Annotated in this window: 13 protein-coding genes, 1 tRNA gene and 1 pseudogene; 11 read left to right on the plus strand and 4 right to left on the minus strand. The window is 48.0% G+C overall.

Annotated elements, in window-relative coordinates; genetic code table 11:
• The first annotated feature begins 16 nt into the window (after positions 1 to 16).
• The 5 genes from rplA (at position 17) to rpoC (ending at position 9,982) form a co-directional block, all read left to right on the plus strand.
• Positions 17 to 715, plus strand: coding sequence for a 50S ribosomal protein L1 (rplA, locus tag HF894_RS07520; RefSeq protein WP_075317995.1), 699 nt, complete (start codon positions 17 to 19; stop codon positions 713 to 715).
• 15 nt (positions 716 to 730) lie between these two features.
• Positions 731 to 1,252, plus strand: coding sequence for a 50S ribosomal protein L10 (rplJ, locus tag HF894_RS07525; RefSeq protein WP_204971543.1), 522 nt, complete (start codon positions 731 to 733; stop codon positions 1,250 to 1,252).
• 89 nt (positions 1,253 to 1,341) lie between these two features.
• Complete coding sequence (gene rplL, locus HF894_RS07530) at positions 1,342 to 1,719, plus strand: 50S ribosomal protein L7/L12 (protein ID WP_022020579.1); 378 nt, start codon at positions 1,342 to 1,344, stop codon at positions 1,717 to 1,719.
• Positions 1,720 to 1,824: 105 nt separating this feature from the next.
• Entirely contained in the window at positions 1,825 to 5,637 is a 3,813-nt protein-coding gene (gene rpoB / locus HF894_RS07535) for a DNA-directed RNA polymerase subunit beta (RefSeq protein ID WP_021847742.1), read from the plus strand.
• A gap of 43 nt (positions 5,638 to 5,680) precedes the next feature.
• A complete protein-coding gene (rpoC, locus tag HF894_RS07540) occupies positions 5,681 to 9,982 on the plus strand; it encodes a DNA-directed RNA polymerase subunit beta' (protein WP_075317993.1) in 4,302 nt (1,433 codons plus the stop codon).
• Positions 9,983 to 10,133: 151 nt separating this feature from the next.
• Here rpoC and HF894_RS07545 read toward each other — a convergent pair whose 3' ends face one another.
• Both HF894_RS07545 and HF894_RS07550 read right to left on the minus strand, forming a co-directional pair.
• Positions 10,134 to 10,739, minus strand: coding sequence for a response regulator (locus HF894_RS07545; protein ID WP_021847924.1), 606 nt, complete (start codon positions 10,737 to 10,739; stop codon positions 10,134 to 10,136).
• Between the two features lie 16 nt (positions 10,740 to 10,755).
• Positions 10,756 to 12,639, minus strand: coding sequence for a tetratricopeptide repeat-containing sensor histidine kinase (locus HF894_RS07550; RefSeq protein ID WP_204971544.1), 1,884 nt, complete (start codon positions 12,637 to 12,639; stop codon positions 10,756 to 10,758).
• A 454-nt stretch (positions 12,640 to 13,093) separates the two neighbouring features.
• Between HF894_RS07550 and HF894_RS07555 the strand changes: the two genes are divergently transcribed.
• Together HF894_RS07555 and HF894_RS07560 are read left to right on the plus strand one after the other, a co-directional pair.
• A complete protein-coding gene (locus HF894_RS07555; RefSeq protein WP_204971545.1) occupies positions 13,094 to 14,434 on the plus strand; it encodes a hypothetical protein in 1,341 nt (446 codons plus the stop codon).
• A 137-nt stretch (positions 14,435 to 14,571) separates the two neighbouring features.
• Positions 14,572 to 14,659 (plus strand) — tRNA-Ser (locus tag HF894_RS07560).
• 386 nt (positions 14,660 to 15,045) lie between these two features.
• Here HF894_RS07560 and HF894_RS07565 read toward each other — a convergent pair.
• Positions 15,046 to 15,429, minus strand: coding sequence for a hypothetical protein (locus HF894_RS07565; protein ID WP_204968596.1), 384 nt, complete (start codon positions 15,427 to 15,429; stop codon positions 15,046 to 15,048).
• A gap of 36 nt (positions 15,430 to 15,465) precedes the next feature.
• Here HF894_RS07565 and HF894_RS07570 point away from each other — a divergent pair, with 36 nt between their 5' ends.
• The 4 genes and pseudogenes from HF894_RS07570 (at position 15,466) to HF894_RS07580 (ending at position 18,245) form a co-directional block, all read left to right on the plus strand.
• A complete protein-coding gene (locus HF894_RS07570; RefSeq protein ID WP_204968597.1) occupies positions 15,466 to 15,651 on the plus strand; it encodes a hypothetical protein in 186 nt (61 codons plus the stop codon).
• Positions 15,641 to 16,165 (plus strand): annotated as a pseudogene (locus HF894_RS15145) (BT4734/BF3469 family protein); the annotation flags it as partial. The gene HF894_RS07570 and the pseudogene HF894_RS15145, both read left to right, overlap by 11 nt.
• Positions 16,166 to 16,702: 537 nt before the next feature.
• A complete protein-coding gene (locus tag HF894_RS15150; RefSeq protein ID WP_246593172.1) occupies positions 16,703 to 17,827 on the plus strand; it encodes a VapE domain-containing protein in 1,125 nt (374 codons plus the stop codon).
• A gap of 205 nt (positions 17,828 to 18,032) precedes the next feature.
• Positions 18,033 to 18,245, plus strand: a complete 213-nt coding sequence (locus HF894_RS07580) for a DUF4248 domain-containing protein (protein ID WP_021846348.1) — start codon at positions 18,033 to 18,035, stop codon at positions 18,243 to 18,245.
• A 6-nt stretch (positions 18,246 to 18,251) separates the two neighbouring features.
• Here the strand turns inward: HF894_RS07580 and HF894_RS07585 are convergent, their stop codons facing one another.
• A complete protein-coding gene (locus HF894_RS07585; RefSeq protein ID WP_204971547.1) occupies positions 18,252 to 19,112 on the minus strand; it encodes a hypothetical protein in 861 nt (286 codons plus the stop codon).
• Between the last annotated feature and the right edge of the window lie 204 nt (positions 19,113 to 19,316).

The raw sequence follows: 19,316 nt of genomic DNA on the forward strand, positions 1-19,316 counted from the left end.
ATAAACTTCAATTAGAATGGGTAAACTGACAAAAAAGCAAAAGTTAGCTGCAGAAAAAATTGAAGCAGGGAAAGCATACTCTCTCAAAGAAGCTTCTGCACTGGTAAAGGAAATCACTTTTACCAAGTTTGATGCTTCTGTAGATATCGACGTACGTTTGGGCGTTGACCCGCGTAAGGCTAACCAAATGGTGAGAGGTGTCGTATCACTTCCTCACGGTACTGGTAAAGTAACGCGTGTTTTGGTGCTTTGTACACCGGATGCTGAAGCTGCTGCAAAAGAAGCAGGCGCTGACTATGTTGGTCTTGACGAATATATTGAAAAGATCAAAGGTGGATGGACAGATATTGATGTGATTATCACGATGCCTTCCATCATGGGTAAGATTGGTGCCCTCGGTCGTGTTCTCGGTCCTCGTGGATTGATGCCGAACCCTAAGAGTGGTACTGTGACTATGGATGTTGCTAAAGCTGTTAAGGAAGTAAAACAAGGTAAGATCGACTTCAAGGTTGACAAGAGTGGTATTGTTCATACTTCTATCGGTAAAGTTTCATTTAGTGCTGATCAAATTCGTGACAATGCGAAAGAATTCATCTCTACTTTGAATAAATTGAAACCGACTGCAGCCAAGGGTACATATATTAAGAGTATTTATCTTTCTAGTACAATGAGTAAGGGTGTAAAAATCGACCCTAAATCAGTGGAAGAAATCTAATAAAACGGAGTAATAATGAGAAAGGAAGATAAAAGTACGATTATTGAGCAGATTGCTGCTACAGTTAAGGAATACGGACACTTCTACTTGGTAGATACAACTGCTATGAATGCAGCTGCTACCAGCGCTTTGAGAGCTGCTTGTTTCAAGGCTGACATCAAACTGATGGTAGTTAAGAATACATTGCTGCACAAAGCTTTGGAAAGCCTTGAAGAAGATTATTCTCCGCTTTATGGTTGCCTGAAAGGTACTACGGCCGTTATGTTTTGCAATGTTGCAAACGCTCCGGCTAAACTGATTAAGGATAAAGCTAAAGATGGTATTCCGGGACTGAAGGCTGCATATGCTGAGGAAAGCTTCTATGTTGGTGCTGACCAGTTGGATGCTCTCGTAGCTATCAAGAGCAAGAACGAAGTTATTGCCGAAATCGTGGCATTGCTGCAATCTCCGGCCAAGAACATTATCTCTGCTCTGCAATCAGGTGGTAACACACTTCACGGAGTTCTCAAGACTCTTGGTGAAAGAACCGAAGCTTAAGGCTTCGATTTATTTGGCTGCATAACAGTAGCCGCAAACAAAATTTTATCAATTTATTTTAGTATTTAAACAATTAAATTCATACAAAAATGGCAGATTTGAAAGCTTTTGCAGAACAATTAGTTAACTTGACAGTAAAAGAAGTTAATGAACTTGCAACTATCCTGAAGGAAGAATACGGTATTGAACCTGCTGCTGCAGCTGTTGCTGTTGCTGCTGGCCCCGCAGCCGCTGGTGCTGCTGCCGCTGAAGAGAAGACTTCTTTCGATGTAGTATTGAAGAGCGCTGGTGCAGCTAAACTTCAAGTAGTTAAGGCCGTTAAGGAAGCTTGTGGTCTTGGTTTGAAGGAAGCTAAGGACATGGTAGACGGTGCTCCTAGCGTAGTAAAAGAAGGTTTGGCTAAGGACGAAGCAGAATCACTGAAGAAAACATTGGAAGAAGCTGGAGCTGAAGTTGAACTTAAATAACATTAGCCTGTAAATCAGGTAATTCGGTTAAGAACCCTTTTCACGAAGGGTTCTTAACCTTTTTGTGTATATATTTAAAATTCACTTCTACAAATCCATTATCAGATGTCTTCAAATACTGTAAATCAAAGAGTTAATTTCGCTTCGACTAAGAATCCGCTTGCATATCCGGATTTTCTGGAAGTACAATTGAAGTCATTCCAAGACTTTCTACAACTGGATACTCCTCCCGAGAAACGTAAGAACGAGGGATTGTATAAAGTATTTGCTGAAAACTTCCCTATTGCCGATACAAGAAACAATTTTGTTCTTGAATTTCTGGACTACTATATTGATCCGCCGCGTTATACCATCGATGAATGTATAGAGCGAGGGCTTACTTATAGTGTGCCGTTAAAGGCAAAATTGAAATTGTATTGTACCGACCCTGATCATGAGGACTTTGATACGGTCATTCAGGACGTTTTCCTTGGACCTATTCCTTACATGACAGATAAAGCTACGTTTGTCATCAATGGAGCCGAGCGTGTCGTTGTATCCCAATTGCATCGTTCGCCGGGCGTATTCTTCGGTCAGAGTGTACATGCCAATGGTACGAAGTTGTATTCAGCTCGTATCATCCCCTTCAAGGGATCCTGGATTGAATTTGCTACGGACATTAACAATGTCATGTATGCCTACATCGACCGTAAGAAGAAATTGCCCGTTACAACGTTGCTGAGAGCTATCGGTTTTGAGAATGATAAGGATATTCTTGAAATCTTCAATTTGGCAGAAGACGTTAAGGTGAATAAAGCCAATCTGAAGAAGATTGTTGGTCGTAAATTGGCTGCCCGTGTTTTGAAAACATGGATTGAGGACTTTGTAGATGAAGATACCGGTGAAGTAGTTTCTATCGAACGTAATGAAGTTGTTATCGACCGTGAAACTGTGATTGAACCGGAACATGTAGATATCATTCTAGAGTCAGGCGTTCAGAATATCCTTGTTCATAAGGAAGAACCGAACCAGTCTGACTACTCTATCATATATAATACACTGCAGAAAGACCCCAGTAACTCGGAAAAGGAAGCTGTGCTTTACATTTACCGTCAGTTGCGTAATGCAGATCCTGCAGATGATGCCAGTGCACGTGAAGTCATCAACAATTTGTTCTTCTCTGAAAAGAGATATGATTTAGGTGATGTGGGACGTTATCGTATCAACAAGAAGTTGAACTTGACGACCGACATGGATGTACGTGTCCTGACGAAGGAAGATATTATTGAGATTATCAAGTATCTGATTGAATTGATCAATTCGAAGGCAGACGTCGACGATATCGACCACTTGAGCAACCGTCGTGTACGTACTGTCGGTGAGCAGCTGTCCAATCAGTTTGCTATCGGTTTGGCCCGTATGTCTCGTACCATCCGTGAGCGAATGAATGTGCGTGACAATGAAGTGTTCACACCGATCGACTTGATTAATGCCAAGACTATATCTTCAGTCATCAATTCGTTCTTTGGTACCAACGCTTTGTCTCAATTCATGGACCAGACGAATCCATTGGCTGAAATTACTCATAAGCGTCGTATGTCTGCCTTAGGTCCTGGCGGTTTGTCACGCGAACGTGCTGGTTTCGAGGTGCGCGACGTACACTATACTCACTATGGACGTCTTTGTCCTATCGAGACTCCTGAAGGTCCGAACATCGGTTTGATTTCTTCTCTCTGTGTGTTCGCTAAGATCAATGATCTTGGATTTATCGAGACCCCTTATCGTAAGGTAGAAAACGGTAAGGTTGATCTTTCTCCCGAAGGATTGGTTTATCTGAGCGCCGAAGAAGAGGAAGGCAAGATTATTGCGCAGGGTAATGCTCCTTTGAATGACGACGGAACCTTTATCCGTGATAAAGTAAAATCACGTCAGGATGCAGATTATCCTGTTGTAGCTCCCAATGAAGTCGAGCTGATGGACGTTTCTCCGCAGCAGATTGCTTCTATTGCCGCTTCTTTGATTCCGTTCTTGGAACACGATGACGCTAATCGTGCGTTGATGGGATCGAACATGATGCGCCAGGCAGTACCTTTGTTGCGTAGCGAGGCGCCGATTGTTGGAACTGGTATTGAACGTCAGTTGGCTCGCGATTCGCGTACGCAGATTACGGCCGAAGGTGAAGGTGTAGTAGATTTTGTGGATGCTACGACCATCCGTATTCTTTATGATCGCACGGAAGATGAAGAATTTGTAAGTTTCGAATCGGCATTGAAAGAATATCGCATTCCGAAGTGGCGTCGTACGAACCAGAATATGACCATTGACCTCCGCCCGATCTGTGTGAAAGGACAGCGTGTGACGAAGGGTCAGATCCTTACTGAGGGTTATTCGACTGAAGACGGCGAATTAGCATTGGGTAAGAACCTATTGGTTGCCTATATGCCTTGGAAGGGATATAACTACGAGGATGCCATCGTGCTGAACGAACGTGTTGTCCGCGAAGACTTGCTTACTTCTGTACACGTAGAAGAGTATTCGTTGGAAGTACGTGAGACGAAACGTGGTATGGAAGAGCTGACCTCTGATATTCCTAACGTAAGTGAAGAAGCTACCAAAGATCTGGACGAGAATGGTATCGTGCGTGTTGGTGCCCGTATTGAGCCGGGTGACATCCTGATCGGTAAGATTACGCCGAAGGGTGAGTCCGATCCTTCTCCTGAGGAGAAATTGCTTCGTGCTATCTTCGGCGATAAAGCCGGTGATGTAAAAGATGCTTCTTTAAAGGCATCACCTTCGTTGAAAGGTGTGGTTATCGGCAAACGTTTGTTCTCACGTGTCATAAAGACTCGTAGTTCCAAACTGGCCGACAAAGCTCTGTTGCCAAAGATTGATGAGGAATTTGAAGGTAAAGTAGCCGATTTACGTAAGATATTGATTGATAAACTTTTGAAGTTGACTGATGGCTTGACTTCTGAAGGCGTGAAGGATTATATGGGAACCGATGTTATTTCTAAGGGTGCCCGTTTCCATGCTTCCGATTTTAGCGATTTGGACTTCACTGCTATCCAATTGAGCGGCTGGACGAAGGATGAACATGCCAACACGCTGATCCGTGCTTTGGTGATGAACTTCATCAAGAAGTACAAAGAATTGGATGCCGAACTGAAACGTAAGAAATTTGCCATTACCATTGGCGATGAACTGCCTGCCGGTATCATTCAGATGGCCAAAGTTTACATTGCCAAGAAGCGTAAGATCGGTGTCGGTGACAAGATGGCCGGACGTCACGGTAACAAGGGTATCGTTTCCCGCGTAGTGCGTCAGGAAGACATGCCGTTCTTGGCTGACGGAACTCCGGTTGACATTGTGTTGAATCCGTTGGGTGTGCCTTCTCGTATGAACATTGGCCAGATCTTTGAAGCCGTATTGGGAAGTGCAGGAAAGAAGTTGGGCGTTAAGTTTGCTACTCCTATCTTTGATGGAGCTACGTTGGACGACCTGAACACATGGACTGATAAAGCAGGTTTGCCTCGTTATGGCAAAACTACTTTGTACGATGGTGGTACGGGAGAGGCGTTCGAGCAGCAAGCTACTGTGGGTGTGACCTACATGCTGAAACTGGGTCACATGGTTGAAGACAAGATGCATGCCCGTTCTATCGGTCCGTACTCACTTATTACACAACAGCCGTTGGGTGGTAAAGCACAGTTCGGTGGACAGCGTTTCGGAGAAATGGAGGTTTGGGCACTCGAAGCATTCGGTGCTGCACACATCCTGCAGGAAATTCTGACAATCAAGTCTGATGATGTAGTTGGACGTTCGAAGGCATACGAAGCCATCGTCAAAGGTGAGCCGATGCCTACTCCGGGTATTCCTGAGTCGTTGAACGTGTTGCTGCATGAGTTACGCGGACTCGGATTGAGCATCAACTTAGAGTAATTTTTCAATCATCCATTGTCAATTATCAATTACAATATAAAGTATGGCTTTTAGAAAAGATAATAAGATAAAGAGTAATTTCTCGAAAATCTCTATCGGTTTGGCTTCACCTGAAGAAATCCTTGAGAATTCGAGTGGTGAAGTTTTAAAGCCTGAAACCATCAATTACCGTACTTATAAACCCGAGCGTGACGGTTTGTTCTGCGAGCGCATCTTCGGTCCTATCAAGGACTATGAGTGCCACTGCGGTAAGTATAAGCGCATCCGTTACAAAGGTATCGTCTGCGACCGTTGTGGTGTGGAGGTAACCGAGAAGAAGGTGCGCCGTGAGCGTATGGGACACATCCAGTTGGTTGTGCCCGTGGCTCATATCTGGTATTTCCGCTCTTTACCCAACAAGATTGGTTATCTGTTGGGTCTGCCGACTAAGAAACTGGATGCCATCATCTATTATGAGCGTTACGTCGTTATTCAGCCCGGTGTATTGGCTGACGAAGTAGCTCAGTATGACCTTTTGGAAGAGGGCGAATATCTGGATTTGTTGGACAAGCTTCCTAAGGAAAACCAGTTCCTTGAAGATTCTGATCCCAATAAGTTTATTGCAAAGATGGGTGCAGAGGCCATTTACGACCTGCTGACTCATCTGGACTTGGATGCATTGTCCTATGAACTCCGCCATCGTGCCAACAACGACGCTTCACAGCAGCGTAAGAACGAGGCGCTGAAACGTCTACAGGTTGTTGAGTCGTTCCGTGCTTCTCGCGGCCGCAACAAGCCCGAGTGGATGATTGTCCGTATCGTACCGGTTATTCCGCCTGAACTGCGTCCGTTGGTTCCGCTGGATGGTGGCCGTTTCGCTACGTCCGACTTAAACGATCTCTATCGTCGTGTTATCATTCGTAACAACCGTCTGAAGAGATTGATTGAAATAAAGGCTCCTGAAGTCATTCTTCGTAACGAGAAGCGTATGTTGCAGGAAGCAGTTGACTCACTGTTTGACAATTCTCGCAAGTCCAGCGCTGTGAAGACTGATGCCAACCGTCCGTTGAAATCTCTCTCCGACAGTTTGAAGGGTAAGCAGGGACGTTTCCGTCAGAACTTGTTGGGTAAGCGTGTTGACTATTCTGCCCGTTCGGTTATCGTCGTTGGTCCCGAACTGCGTATGGGTGAGTGCGGTATTCCCAAACTGATGGCCGCTGAGCTTTACAAGCCGTTTATTATCCGTAAGCTCATTGAGCGCGGCATTGTGAAGACGGTGAAGAGTGCCAAGAAGATTGTAGACCGCAAGGAACCCGTTATCTGGGATATCTTGGAGCATGTCATGAAGGGACATCCAGTTCTGCTGAACCGTGCCCCGACACTGCACCGCTTGGGTATCCAGGCCTTCCAGCCCAAGATGATTGAAGGAAAGGCTATCCAGCTGCACCCGTTGGCATGTACGGCCTTCAACGCCGACTTCGACGGTGACCAGATGGCTGTCCACCTTCCGTTGAGCAATGAAGCTATTCTGGAGGCACAGCTGTTGATGCTCCAGTCACACAATATTCTGAACCCAGCCAACGGTGCGCCTATCACTGTGCCTGCACAGGATATGGTGCTTGGTCTGTACTACATCACCAAGCTGCGTAAGGGTGCTAAGGGTGAGGGTCTGACTTTCTATGGCCCTGAAGAAGCTCTGATTGCCTATAACGAAGGCAAGTGCGACATCCACGCTCCTGTCAGTGTTATCGTGGACGATGTAGATGAGAACGGTAACATTGTCAAGAAGATGATGCACGATACCTCTGTCGGTCGTGTCATTGTTAATGAGATTGTACCGCCCGAAGCCGGATACATCAATACCATTATCTCTAAGAAGTCATTGCGCGACATCATCAGCCACGTTATTAAGGTGTGCGGTGTGTCCAAAGCTGCTGACTTCCTTGACGGTATCAAGAACTTGGGTTACTACATGGCCTTCAAGGGAGGTCTATCCTTCAACTTGGGCGATATCATTATCCCCGAAGAGAAGGAGGCACTGGTACAGAAGGGCTACGAAGAAGTAGAACAGGTTATCAACAACTATAATATGGGTATCATTACCAACAACGAACGTTACAATCAGGTAATTGATATCTGGACACACGTCAACTCCGAATTGTCCAACATCCTGATGAAAACCATTTCATCTGATGACCAGGGCTTTAACTCTGTCTACATGATGCTGGATTCCGGTGCCCGTGGTTCGAAGGAGCAGATCCGTCAGCTTTCCGGTATGCGTGGTTTGATGGCCAAGCCGCAGAAAGCCGGTGCCGAAGGTGGTCAGATCATTGAAAACCCGATTCTTTCGAACTTTAAGGAAGGTTTGTCCGTGCTCGAGTACTTTATCTCTACCCACGGTGCCCGTAAAGGTTTGGCCGATACTGCTTTGAAGACGGCCGATGCCGGATACCTGACTCGTCGTTTGGTCGACGTGTCACACGACGTGATCATCAACGAAGAAGACTGTGGAACACTCCGCGGACTGGTTTGTACAGCCCTCAAGAATAACGATGAAACCATCGCTACACTGTATGAACGTATTCTGGGACGTGTATCCGTACACGATATTGTACATCCGACAACCGGCGAACTGATTGTTGCCGGCGGTGAGGAAATCACAGAGGCCATTGCCCAGAAGATTGAAGATTCTCCTATCGAGAGTGTCGAAATCCGTTCGGTGCTCACTTGCGAATCCAAGAAGGGTGTTTGTGCTAAGTGTTATGGTCGTAACTTGGCTACCAGTCGTATGGTACAGAAAGGTGAGGCCGTCGGTGTCATTGCGGCACAGTCTATCGGTGAGCCGGGTACACAGTTGACACTGCGTACATTCCACGCCGGTGGTACGGCTGCCAACATCGCCGCCAACGCCAGCATCGTGGCCAAGAACAACGCCCGCCTCGAGTTCGAGGAACTGCGTACCGTCGATGTCATCGACGAAGCAGGCGAACCCGCCAAGGTAGTGGTAGGCCGTCTGGCCGAGTTGCGCTTTGTCGATGTCAACACCGACATCGTTCTTTCTACCCACAACGTACCCTACGGTTCTACGTTGTATGCTGCCGATGGAGAAGTGGTAGAAAAAGGCAAACTCATTGCTCGTTGGGACCCCTTCAACGCAGTCATTATCACCGAGGCTACCGGTAAAATTGAGTTCGAGGATGTCATCGAGAACGTCACCTATAAGGTAGAGTCCGACGAGTCCACCGGTTTGCGCGAAATCATCGTTATCGAGTCCAAGGACAAGGCAAAGGTGCCTACAGCACACATTATGACTGAGGATGGCGAGTTAATCCGTACTTACAACCTCCCTGTGGGTGGCCACGTGGTAGTTGAGGACGGACAGAAGGTGAAGGCTGGTGAAGTTATCGTGAAGATTCCGCGTGCTGTTGGTAAGGCTGGTGATATCACGGGTGGTCTTCCCCGTGTTACCGAGCTGTTCGAAGCACGTAACCCGTCCAACCCTGCTATCGTTTCCGAAATCGATGGTGAGATTACGATGGGTAAGGTAAAACGTGGTAACCGCGAAATCATCGTCACCTCTAAGGGTGGTGAGGTTAAGAAATATCTTGTTCCTCTGTCTAAGCAGATTCTGGTACAGGAGAATGACTACGTACGTGCCGGTACTCCGTTGTCCGACGGTGCTATCACGCCTGCCGACATCCTGGCTATCAAGGGTCCTACGGCTGTGCAGGAGTACATTGTCAACGAGGTTCAGGATGTTTACCGTCTCCAGGGTGTGAAGATCAACGACAAGCACTTCGAGATCATCGTACGTCAGATGATGCGCAAGGTCGAAATCAACGAACCGGGCGATACCCGCTTCCTCGAGCAGCAGGTAGTCGACAAGATCGAGTTCATGGAAGAGAACGACCGCATCTGGGGCAAGAAGGTGGTTACCGATGCAGGCGACTCTCAGAACCTGCAGCCTGGTCAGATTGTTACTGCCCGCAAGCTGCGTGACGAGAACTCCATGCTGAAACGTCGTGACTTGAAGCTGGTACAGGTACGTGATGCGGTGCCTGCCACTTCTACACAGATACTTCAGGGTATTACGCGTGCTGCTCTGCAGACGTCGAGCTTCATGTCTGCCGCTTCTTTCCAAGAAACGACGAAGGTGCTCAACGAAGCAGCTATCAACGGCAAGGTAGACCGTCTGGAAGGTATGAAGGAGAACGTGATCTGTGGTCACCTCATTCCTGCCGGTACAGGTCAGCGTGAGTTCGAGAAGATCATTGTTGGTTCCAAAGAAGAGTATGACCGTATGCTTGCCAACAAGAAGACGGTTCTCGACTACAACACGGTAGACGAGAAAGTTGAAGAAGAATAAACCGCAAGTAATACATCAATTGTAATATTCCGGGGAGGGTGTTCGCAAGGACATCCTCCCTTTCTTTTAAGAAGATTTACAGAATATCTCTTGTTAAGTGGTATGATTTAAATCGTATTTTAGTTTTGCTTGTTATTGAATAAGATCTTGATTAGAATAGCTCTGTTCCTTTGTATACTAATTCTGCCACATTTTTGGCTTCCAGTTTTTCCATCAGTCGTTTGCGGTAAGTGTGTACCGTGTTAGTGCTAAGAAATATCTTGTTTGCAATTTCTGAGGTACTCAGCCCTTGGGATAATAAAGCCAATACTTCTTTTTCTCTTTTGGACAACTCTGGTACCTGAGTTATAGAATTTCTACCGAACTGCTCGGAAAAAGTTTTGCAGAAATATTTATTTCCATTCTTTATTTCTTTGATGGCTGTAGCTAGTTCCTGGATGCTGTTGTTTTTTGAGACAGCTCCATGAATAGCCTGGTGTGCTAGCTTAGATATGACCCAAGGTTCTTCATGCATGGTGTATATCAGAATTCTGCATTCTGGTATTTGATTGTGCAGGAAATCGATCAGTTTGAAACCGTTTGTGTCTGGAAGTTCCAGATCAATGATACAAAGGTCGAATTGACAGGCATTGACTGCTTGTTCCACTTCTTTCATGCAAATGGCGCTTTGGCATGTAACATCTCCCAGTTGTTCTGCTATGTTTTTGATACCTTCTGCTACGATGGGATGGTCGTCTATGATCAGTAGCTTATACATGTTTTTATCCATTGGACTATATGTCGAATTGTAGTGTAAAAATGTTGTTGCCATCACTGGATTGAGTTTGGTTAGTAGTAGCACGGATGGCTTTGATACGGTCGTTTATGGTGCGTAGGCCTATGCCATCATTTTTTGTAGACTGCTGATTCGCAGATTGGATACCATTGTCAGCAATCTGTAATATATATCTTGTTCCATTTTCAGTTTGTAAGCTGATGTGGATATAGTCTGCTTGGGTATGTTTTGCAATGTTCATAGTGAGCTCCTGCGTGATACGATACAACTCATAGGCAGTTTCGTTGGGAAGATTGCGGGAAGTATTGCCTATGGTGGGGGTATAGCTGGCTTGTATGCCGGTGTTGGCTTTCAGGTTTGAAGCATAGCGCACTAATATTTCATCCAGACTTAGTTCATCGAATTCAGGGGGCATCAGTTCATGGGAAATATTGCGTACGCTGTTTCTTATTTGTCCGACGAGATTGGTTAGCTCTTCCGCATTGTTTTTTGATGTTTGGTTGCTCATTTTCATTTGTAGAGCCAGAAGATCGTTGGCGATACCGTCGTGTAACTCTTTAGCAAAGTATTTACATTCAGTTTCCAGGCCTTCAATATAGCGTCGTGCTGAGTTCAGGTCATTTTCTTGTTTCAATAATTCAATTTTTTGTTCTGCTGTCCGTTTCTTGTGATATACTCCCAATAAAATGATGGATATGCAAATCAATAGCAACCCACTTCCGATAGCTCCTTTCAACAGAAGGGCTTGATGTTCCAGCTGCTGCTGTTTTAGATTAGCTATCTGCAATTCTTTTTCCTGTGTTTGGTATTTGACGTTGAACTCAGCCATTTGTCGAGTGAGATTCTGTTGGGCCAGTGTGTCGGTCCACATGCGTGCACTGTCCATGTAGGCATATGCCTGGGCCTGGTTGCCCGTCGCATGGTAACATTGGGCAATTTGGGTAAGCAGTGTCTTGGGTTCACTGCCAGTGTTCCTTTTTCGCAGCCACAGCATATCTTTCAGTGCCTGCGTATAGTTCTTCCGGTTCATTTCCGTAGAAGCCCTTACTTGTATGAACCCGATGGCGGCGATGGAGTTGTCCGGTTCTTCCTCCAGGAGGCGGTTGCCGATTTGCAGGTAATGTTCCACCGAGTCCGGCTGTTCCCTCCGTTCCAATACCCTCAGCAGGGAGGGGAGGCACCTGATTTTCCAGCTGGAAGCGTTGCCTCCCGACTGGCAGGCAATTTCCCAAGCCTTCCGGATGGATTGTTCGGCATCGTCCAGCTTGTCCAGTTCTGCCTTGATGGCTGCACGGAGCTGCCATGCGCTGAAGGTGGAGAAGGGGTCGTCTGTTTTTACGGCATGTTCGGCGGACAGGTCGATGTACTTTTCCGCTTCGTTCATTTGTCGGATGTTGAAATAAAAGATGGAAACATTGTTGTAGATGTGGGTAATCCAGCCTTCGTCCTTATACTGCAGGGCGGCTTCCATGGCTTTGGTATAATAATAGATGGTGGAGTCGTTCATGTGTCGTCGGCGGTAGAGGATGGCCAGGTCGTTGTATACGCTGATGTGTTTCTCCAGGTCATCAATTTCGGGCAGGTAGGGGAGTACGCTCTTCTTCATTTCCAGGGCCCGTTCTCCTTCGCCGGTATATACTAATAGTGTAGCCTGTTCATTCAATAATATAGGGTATATGGGCGATTGTCTTGCTCCCGGTATGGCAAAGGCGCTGTCAAATGTTCGTTGGGCTTTTTCGTAATTGTTTTGTCCCCCTTCGCTCATCAGGTCGGCAGCGTGGGTATAAAGGCGCGTTAATGTAGAATCTAGAGGGATCTGTTCTGCATGAAGTGAAGATGATAATAGCAGAAATAATAGTAGTATTTTATAGAGAATTTTCATGGCATTTGGTTGAAAATGATTTTGTTGGCAAATATACGAAAAGCTAAGTGTAGAAAGTGAGATTACTTTATTTTTTCTTTGGAAGCTATATTTATATATAGTATTTTAGTGAAGTAGATTATATAATAAATTAGAGATTATGATAGTAACTGGTATGAGAAATATGAATCTTTTAATTTGTTTTGCTTATTTGAGATAAAATCACTATTTTGGGTGACAAATTTTCAATTAAAATAATTGTTTTTTTGTAAACCGAATGGATAAAGAACGGAGTCGGGCAAATTATAGGGTTGATTTTATTAATTGTTTTTGACTCATATTTTGAGGTCCGATGAAGTACTTTGAGAATGGAGTAAATAAAATAATGAAACTCATGAGTATTGGTTAGGCTGGATTTGTAAACGGTGGGTTCATCTCTGTGAAGGATGCGTCCACCGTTTCAAAGTTAATGGTTATGAAATATATGGATTATTTTCAAAAAGATTTATTGTTAGTCGTTTCTATCGTTTCATGCCTCTTGCTCGGTTCGTGTTCTCCGTGGGAGAGCGACTTGGAGAATGTTTATCAGGCGGCGCAGAAGGAGGATAAGAATGCGATGTTTGCTGTTGTAAGGCATTATGATGATTTTAAGGATGTAGTGCCCCTCGATTCTTTTGAGCGATATCGGCAAGTGTTGATCGAATCAGGAAATGACGCGATCATTACAGATGCTTGGCTTCAAGAATGGGCTGATTTTCGTAAACCACATCCCAAGATGAGTGATGAGGAGTATGAAGACCGACGGAATGATATCCTGTTCAAATGGGCACAAATCGGCATCAAATATAATAATCCGGATAGTTATTATGACATGGGGGATTATTATAACAGCAGATTTCTGCGGACTCATGTTCTGGAAGATTCCCTCATGGCCGAACAATATTATCAGAAGGCTTGGGAAAACTGGCATCAAGGTGAGAGGCTGTTGCGGGATAGAAAAGCGGGTGTCTTAGCATTGATAAAGGGGGGAATTGCCTATAGTGCCCATGTGTATCAGACCACAGCGGACGAATCTTTCATTCCGCGTTTGTTCAATGCCGGTATCTTCTTTTCCGAGTATGTGATGAGCGGTTTTTTGAAACTGCTTTTTACTGCTCAATGGTGGAAGGTCTTGTTGGCCATTCTTATTCTGGTAATCATTATTTCGCTTCCCATGATTATAACCGGTTTCATGTATAAATCTACTTCTGTTCAGAACAATACCATGGGATTGGGTGTTATGCTGGGTATTTGGAATTTTATTCTCATTTTCGTAGCCTACTGCAACGACAACCCCAACTGGGTAAACAATGTTGGCGCATTGTGGTTCCCAGACGCTTCTTATGGCCTTCAACCCTATTTATGTGTCATTCCGAATTTATTCCTGTTATTCCTGTTTTTAGGAAATGTGGTTGGAGCTTTCTGGGATGACATTAAAGGTGGAAAAGGGGTGGAAAAGGCTGTCCTATCGGCTGTTGGACTTGTCCTTATTTTCAGTGTGAGCTATTTGACGGCTGCCATTGCCGGTATTTTTTATATATTTGTGGTGATATTGGTGATTGTCGTGAAGGCTGTTTTTGCTTCTGTTCCAGAGATGCTCGGAGCTGCGACGTCTTCTGCGATACCCTCGGCAGAAGAAATTTCAAAGAATGAAGAAAAAGCTTGTGTCCTTTGTTCTTGGTACGATAACAGCTCTGAGCAGTGTCTCCTGTTGAAAAAGCATACCGACAGATATGGGGGAGATGCATATGCTTGCTCAAATTACGAAAGGAGATAGGCTCATCCTCTATTTCGAACGATTCTCTCGTCTTGCATTTGGTGCGGAGCCAGACAATCCTCTTTTGGGGTAAACTCTTTTCTTCTGGATTTGGAAATCTCGCAAACTTCCCGTATCTTTGCACCCCGAAATCAGAAGGAGAGGTGCTCGAGTGGTTGAAGAGGCACGCCTGGAAAGCGTGTATACCCCTAAAGGGTATCACGAGTTCGAATCTCGTTCTCTCCGCAGTTTGTTTCATTAAATTTTATCAGATAAGGGGATGTGTTGGAACGGCAACACATTCCCCTTTTTTCTTTTTGAGGGCCAACGCGTCGTAGAGCCGTTCCCGACTGGTATACAGATTACAGACAAAATCCCGGCGGGCAGTCATGGCTTGTTCCCCCGGGATTTCTCTTTCGCTTGTCGTTGCGGAGTGGTCGTCATGGCCTTGGTAGAAGTTGCGGGCTTCAGTCTCCTCTTGCCTCTGCCTTCTTGCCGCACATCTTTTCAGTCGCTTGCTCTTTGCCCGGGAGGAGGGCGACAGTGCGGAGGTTTCCCTTTTTACACCTTCTGTACGACTGCTTCCCCGCCGGCCTTATCACCATCAGCACAGCGGTTCGGACGGGTCCGTTTCAACATTTTCCGGTCTGCTTCCCGCGACTTTGGAGTTCGTCTGCTACAGCGTCCTTTACGGCCTGTGGCAGCGGGGCTACGCTCATAGCGATGCGTATCCTCGACTCCATCAGCCGGCGGTACTCCTCTTCCATTTCTTCGTCCGTGATGTACACACAACGCAAGGCTATGAGCGCGCTGTAGATGCGGTCCACAGTCTCGAGCGACAACGAGCTGTCCGGTTGTTTCGGATTCAGCTTGGCTATGGTGCGCTCGTTCATGCCGACTGCGCGGGCAAACTGGCGGTTGGAGGTTAGGCGCCACCTTCTTCGGATCTCGTTCAATTCATTTGCGGCCGTGGCTATCCACAAATTGGCTTTCTTTCTTAGCTTCTTTTCATTCATGGCCCAGAGGATTAGACCGCGGCCGGCGGCCAAACCATGAACGGCATAAAAGAAGTTAAATCTGTAAAAGAGCCTGAAAAATGCTGTATCCATGAGTACAGCATCCGCTATCCGTCATTGACTACCTTTGCCGAAAAAACTTGGAAAGATCGCATGTCCAAATATAATGAATTTGATCCAAATAAACAAGTAAACCGTAAAGAATATGTCAATGAAAAATGAAATCTCTTTCTGGCCCTCGCGCTTTGCCTCCCTGCGCGACACCGTGCCCGTACCCACCACGTGGGGCGATCTGGTGGAAGAAATCCGTGGAGGACGTCATCTCACTGTCACTCGTCTTTACCGCGAGACTTGTGCCCGCCTGGCTGAAGCCGAAGCTGCGGGCGACATTGCTTCCGTCGAAGAGCTGAAGCGCCGCAAAGTTTCCCTGAAGACTTCGCAGGCGGCCTTTGTCTGTTCCGTCATCCTCGAGGGAGGGCGTAGTCAGCAGCATGTCCGCGGCTACTCCGACAAGGCGATGGTCGATATTGATGATTTGAACGGCAAAAGCCTGGACACGTTGGTCGCGCGGGTGAAAGCCGACCCGCATACGTTTCTGGCCTACGTCACTCTCTCGGGCCGTGGCCTGCGGGTGGTGGCCCGTGTGGAGCCTGCGCCGACCGATGCCCGCACCTTTGCCCGCGCCTGGCAGACGGTGAACGACTACTACGCCCGCCTGCTGGGCGTGACGGTCGACGCCCAGTGCAAGAACGCCACCCGCATGTCCGTCCTCTGCCACGACCCGGAGGTCTGCTACCGTCCCGAGGCCGAGGCCTTGGCAGTGGAGCCTGAGGCCCCAGCGCGTCCCCGAGCCTCGAGGGGCCGACCCGTGCGGGCCGTGAGTGCCGCCCCCACCGTGCGCCGCTTGGTGGAGGACGACGGCATCCTTTACGCTCCCGGCAGTCACAACGCTTACATCTGCCGCTGCCTCTACTGGATGAACCGCTTCGGCGTGAGCGAGGCCGATGCCGAGGCGTGGGCTCTCAGTGAATTTGCCGACTACGATGCCGCCGAACATTCCGTTGCGGCCACCGTGCGCAGCTGCTACGCCCAGACCGCCGAACACGCCACGTGCCGCCTCGCGCGCTACGCGCGTGCGCGTACCTCTAAAGATAAGTCGGGCGGCGGTGGCAGCCGTGCGCCCCGCGTGTCGGTAGGGCAGATGGAGGACTTCATCGGTCGCTGGTGCCAGCTGCGCCGCAACCTCCTCATCCACCAGCTGGAGGTGCGGCTCATGGACGGGACAGGGGAGGAGGAGCCCCGCTGGCAGCTGATGACCGATGCGCTGGAGAACTCCCTGTGGCGCGCCATGCAGCACGAGGGGCTGGACGCCGACCTCTTCCGCCTGCGCACGCTGCTGCAGAGCGACTTTGTGCCCACGTACCACCCCCTGCGCCGCTATCTCGACACGCTGCCGCCCTGGGATGGCACGACCGACTACATCGGCCGTCTGGCCCGAATGGTGGTGTGTCGCGGCACGTCGGCCGCCGAGTTCGACTACTACTTCCGCCGTTGGCTGGTGGGCATGCTGGCCGCCGCGCTGGACGACGGCGTGGTGAACCACGAAATCCTCGTCCTCCTCGGTCCGCAAGGCTCGTTCAAGAGCTCCTTCCTCGAGAACCTGCTGCCGCCCTGCCTGCGCCGCTACTACACCACGAAGACCAACTCGCAGCGACTCACCAAGGACGACCTCTTCACCATGACCGAGAACCTGCTCGTCAACTTCGAGGAGATAGACTCCATGCAGCGTCCCGAACTGAACCAGCTGAAGGCTATGACCACCACGCTCTACATCAACGAGCGTCCGGCCTACGGGCGCAACAAGGTGCGGCTGCCCCACGTGGCCTCGTTCTGCGCCACGGGCAACAACCTCCAGTTCCTCACCGACGACACCGGCAACCGCCGCTGGCTGCCCTTCGAAGTGGAGCACATCGAGAATCCCTGGACCACGCCCATCGACTACGAGGGTGTCTATGCACAGGCTAAGGCCCTGCTCGACGGCGGTTTCCGCTACTGGTTCCAGGGCGACGAGGTGGAGGCGCTCAACCGCCGCAACCGCCGCTTCGAAGCGCCCAACCCCGCCCGCGAGCTCATCCTGGCCCACTACCGCCGCCCCTCGGCGCTGGAGAAGGGCCGCTACCTGACGGCTTCGCAGATTTGTGCCCGCTTCGCGTCGATGCGGCTCAGTCCCGTGCAGGTAGGGCGGGCGATGAAGGAGTTGGGGTTCGAACAGAAAAGACTGCGTTCCGGATATATCTGGATTGTTGCCGACCGCAGTGCCGAAGAAATGAACAGTGTGTTGCCCGAATCTTTGTCCAGTGGCGATGAAATCATCCCTACACCTCAAACGTCTGATTGATAGCCTGATAGGAAAAATGTGTATAGATGTGTAGGGTAGTATGCAAACATTACGCGTGAAAATTAAATAAATGGTCTGCCTTTAAAGGCAGCCTATTTATTTACGGAATGCCGAAAAGTTTGCGGATTTACCCTACACATCCCTACACACCTGCACCGTTTTCTTTAATTCTCAATTCTCAATTTTCCATTATCCATTCTCAATTATGAAAACCATTACTTACACCCGCCGTTCCCTAGCCTGCCAGTATTTCCCCGATGCCGAGCCCGAGCAGGCCGTTCGCCGTCTCACCTCCTGGATCCGCCGCTGCCGTCCGCTCTATGCCGAGCTGACGCGGGGCGGTACCCCCTTCGACAAGCGCCGCTACCTCACCGTCCGCGAGGCCCGTCTCATCATGGAGTACCTGGGCGAACCCTAGACGGGCTTAGTATCTGAAAATGAGGAAGAAACGGATTGATTTGGTTTTCAGTCGGTTTTTGCTGGATTTTAAGACGTCGTCTATGTCTACATCTCCTTCCCAATCGCTGTCATCTCCTTCCTCGTCAATGGAGAACGAGTTGTATTTGGCTTTTCCCCAGCGCGATTCGATGCCCAATGAGATGACCTTATAGGCTATGGCACCGCCCACTGCGAAGTTGGATACATAATTGACGTTGGCTTCGTCATTCATGATGACAACCGATGCCGAAGGGATGAAATGGAAATATCCGCTTAATTTGAGATGGTCCACAGGGTTGAGCGTGATGGAAGGTCCTACATGCATTCCCAGTTCCAACTGGTGTACACCCAAGTCAATCTCTTCTTCTTCATAGCCTTCGTCGGGATATACCGGTTCGGAGGGCAGTTTCACCCATCCTTCGGCATCGCCATATTTCGCATAGGAGAGGTCGAACCAGGTAGCGTCCAGCCCGAATTTCAGCATGTTGAACAGCGGCTTCTTATGCAAGTAGAAGGTACGTCCTGCCCCGATCGAGAGTCCGAAATCGCTTTTCCAGTTCAGGCCGGGTACGTCCTGGTGGGTCAGCGTCTGGTTCAGGTAGCCGAAGTGGAAGTATCTGCTCCGGTCGTTCCAGACGGCTTCCTGGCGTTTCTCTTCTTTGTCAAGTTGGTAGGCGTCGTTGTCGTCCGTAGGCGTCAGCAGCGTGTCTTCGTTGCATTCCAGATTGTCGGAAGGTACGTCTTGTGCACAAACCGCCTGTGGGCCGGTCCATGCAAGGGTCAGCGTAAAAATACAAGTTAGCATGCTTTTCTGAAGCGTACCGGAAACAGTAGATAAATTTTTCATTGTAGTTCTTATAGTCTTTTCAGCCCTCCTAAAAGACATTTTTTTATACTTGTACATCGCACAAAACGTGGGGCAATAAACGTTGTGCTCGTTCTATTCTGCCGACAAAAGTAGTTAAAAGGTTTTATAAATAATATTCTTTTTAGTGTATTTCTTCATTGTTTTTTTATGGAAATGGTATGACGTCCTGTTTTGGGGAAGAGT

The organism is Caecibacteroides pullorum (assembly GCF_019239235.1).
In the GTDB taxonomy this organism is placed as follows: Bacteria; Bacteroidota; Bacteroidia; order Bacteroidales; family Bacteroidaceae; genus Bacteroides; species Bacteroides pullorum.

Excerpts from the sequence above, each read along its gene's own strand:
- rpoB (WP_021847742.1), top strand. The coding sequence starts at position 1,825 with ATGTCTTCAAATACTGTAAATCAAAGAGTTAATTTCGCTTCGACTAAG.
- HF894_RS07555 (WP_204971545.1), top strand. The coding sequence starts at position 13,094 with ATGAAATATATGGATTATTTTCAAAAAGATTTATTGTTAGTCGTTTCT.
- HF894_RS15150 (WP_246593172.1), top strand. The coding sequence starts at position 16,703 with ATGGACGGGACAGGGGAGGAGGAGCCCCGCTGGCAGCTGATGACCGAT.
- HF894_RS07565 (WP_204968596.1), bottom strand. The coding sequence starts at position 15,429 with ATGAATGAAAAGAAGCTAAGAAAGAAAGCCAATTTGTGGATAGCCACG.
- HF894_RS07570 (WP_204968597.1), top strand. The coding sequence starts at position 15,466 with ATGAACGGCATAAAAGAAGTTAAATCTGTAAAAGAGCCTGAAAAATGC.
- rplJ (WP_204971543.1), top strand. The coding sequence starts at position 731 with ATGAGAAAGGAAGATAAAAGTACGATTATTGAGCAGATTGCTGCTACA.
- HF894_RS07550 (WP_204971544.1), bottom strand. The coding sequence starts at position 12,639 with ATGAAAATTCTCTATAAAATACTACTATTATTTCTGCTATTATCATCT.
- HF894_RS07585 (WP_204971547.1), bottom strand. The coding sequence starts at position 19,112 with ATGAAAAATTTATCTACTGTTTCCGGTACGCTTCAGAAAAGCATGCTA.
- HF894_RS07580 (WP_021846348.1), top strand. The coding sequence starts at position 18,033 with ATGAAAACCATTACTTACACCCGCCGTTCCCTAGCCTGCCAGTATTTC.
- rplL (WP_022020579.1), top strand. The coding sequence starts at position 1,342 with ATGGCAGATTTGAAAGCTTTTGCAGAACAATTAGTTAACTTGACAGTA.
- rpoC (WP_075317993.1), top strand. The coding sequence starts at position 5,681 with ATGGCTTTTAGAAAAGATAATAAGATAAAGAGTAATTTCTCGAAAATC.
- HF894_RS07545 (WP_021847924.1), bottom strand. The coding sequence starts at position 10,739 with ATGTATAAGCTACTGATCATAGACGACCATCCCATCGTAGCAGAAGGT.
- rplA (WP_075317995.1), top strand. The coding sequence starts at position 17 with ATGGGTAAACTGACAAAAAAGCAAAAGTTAGCTGCAGAAAAAATTGAA.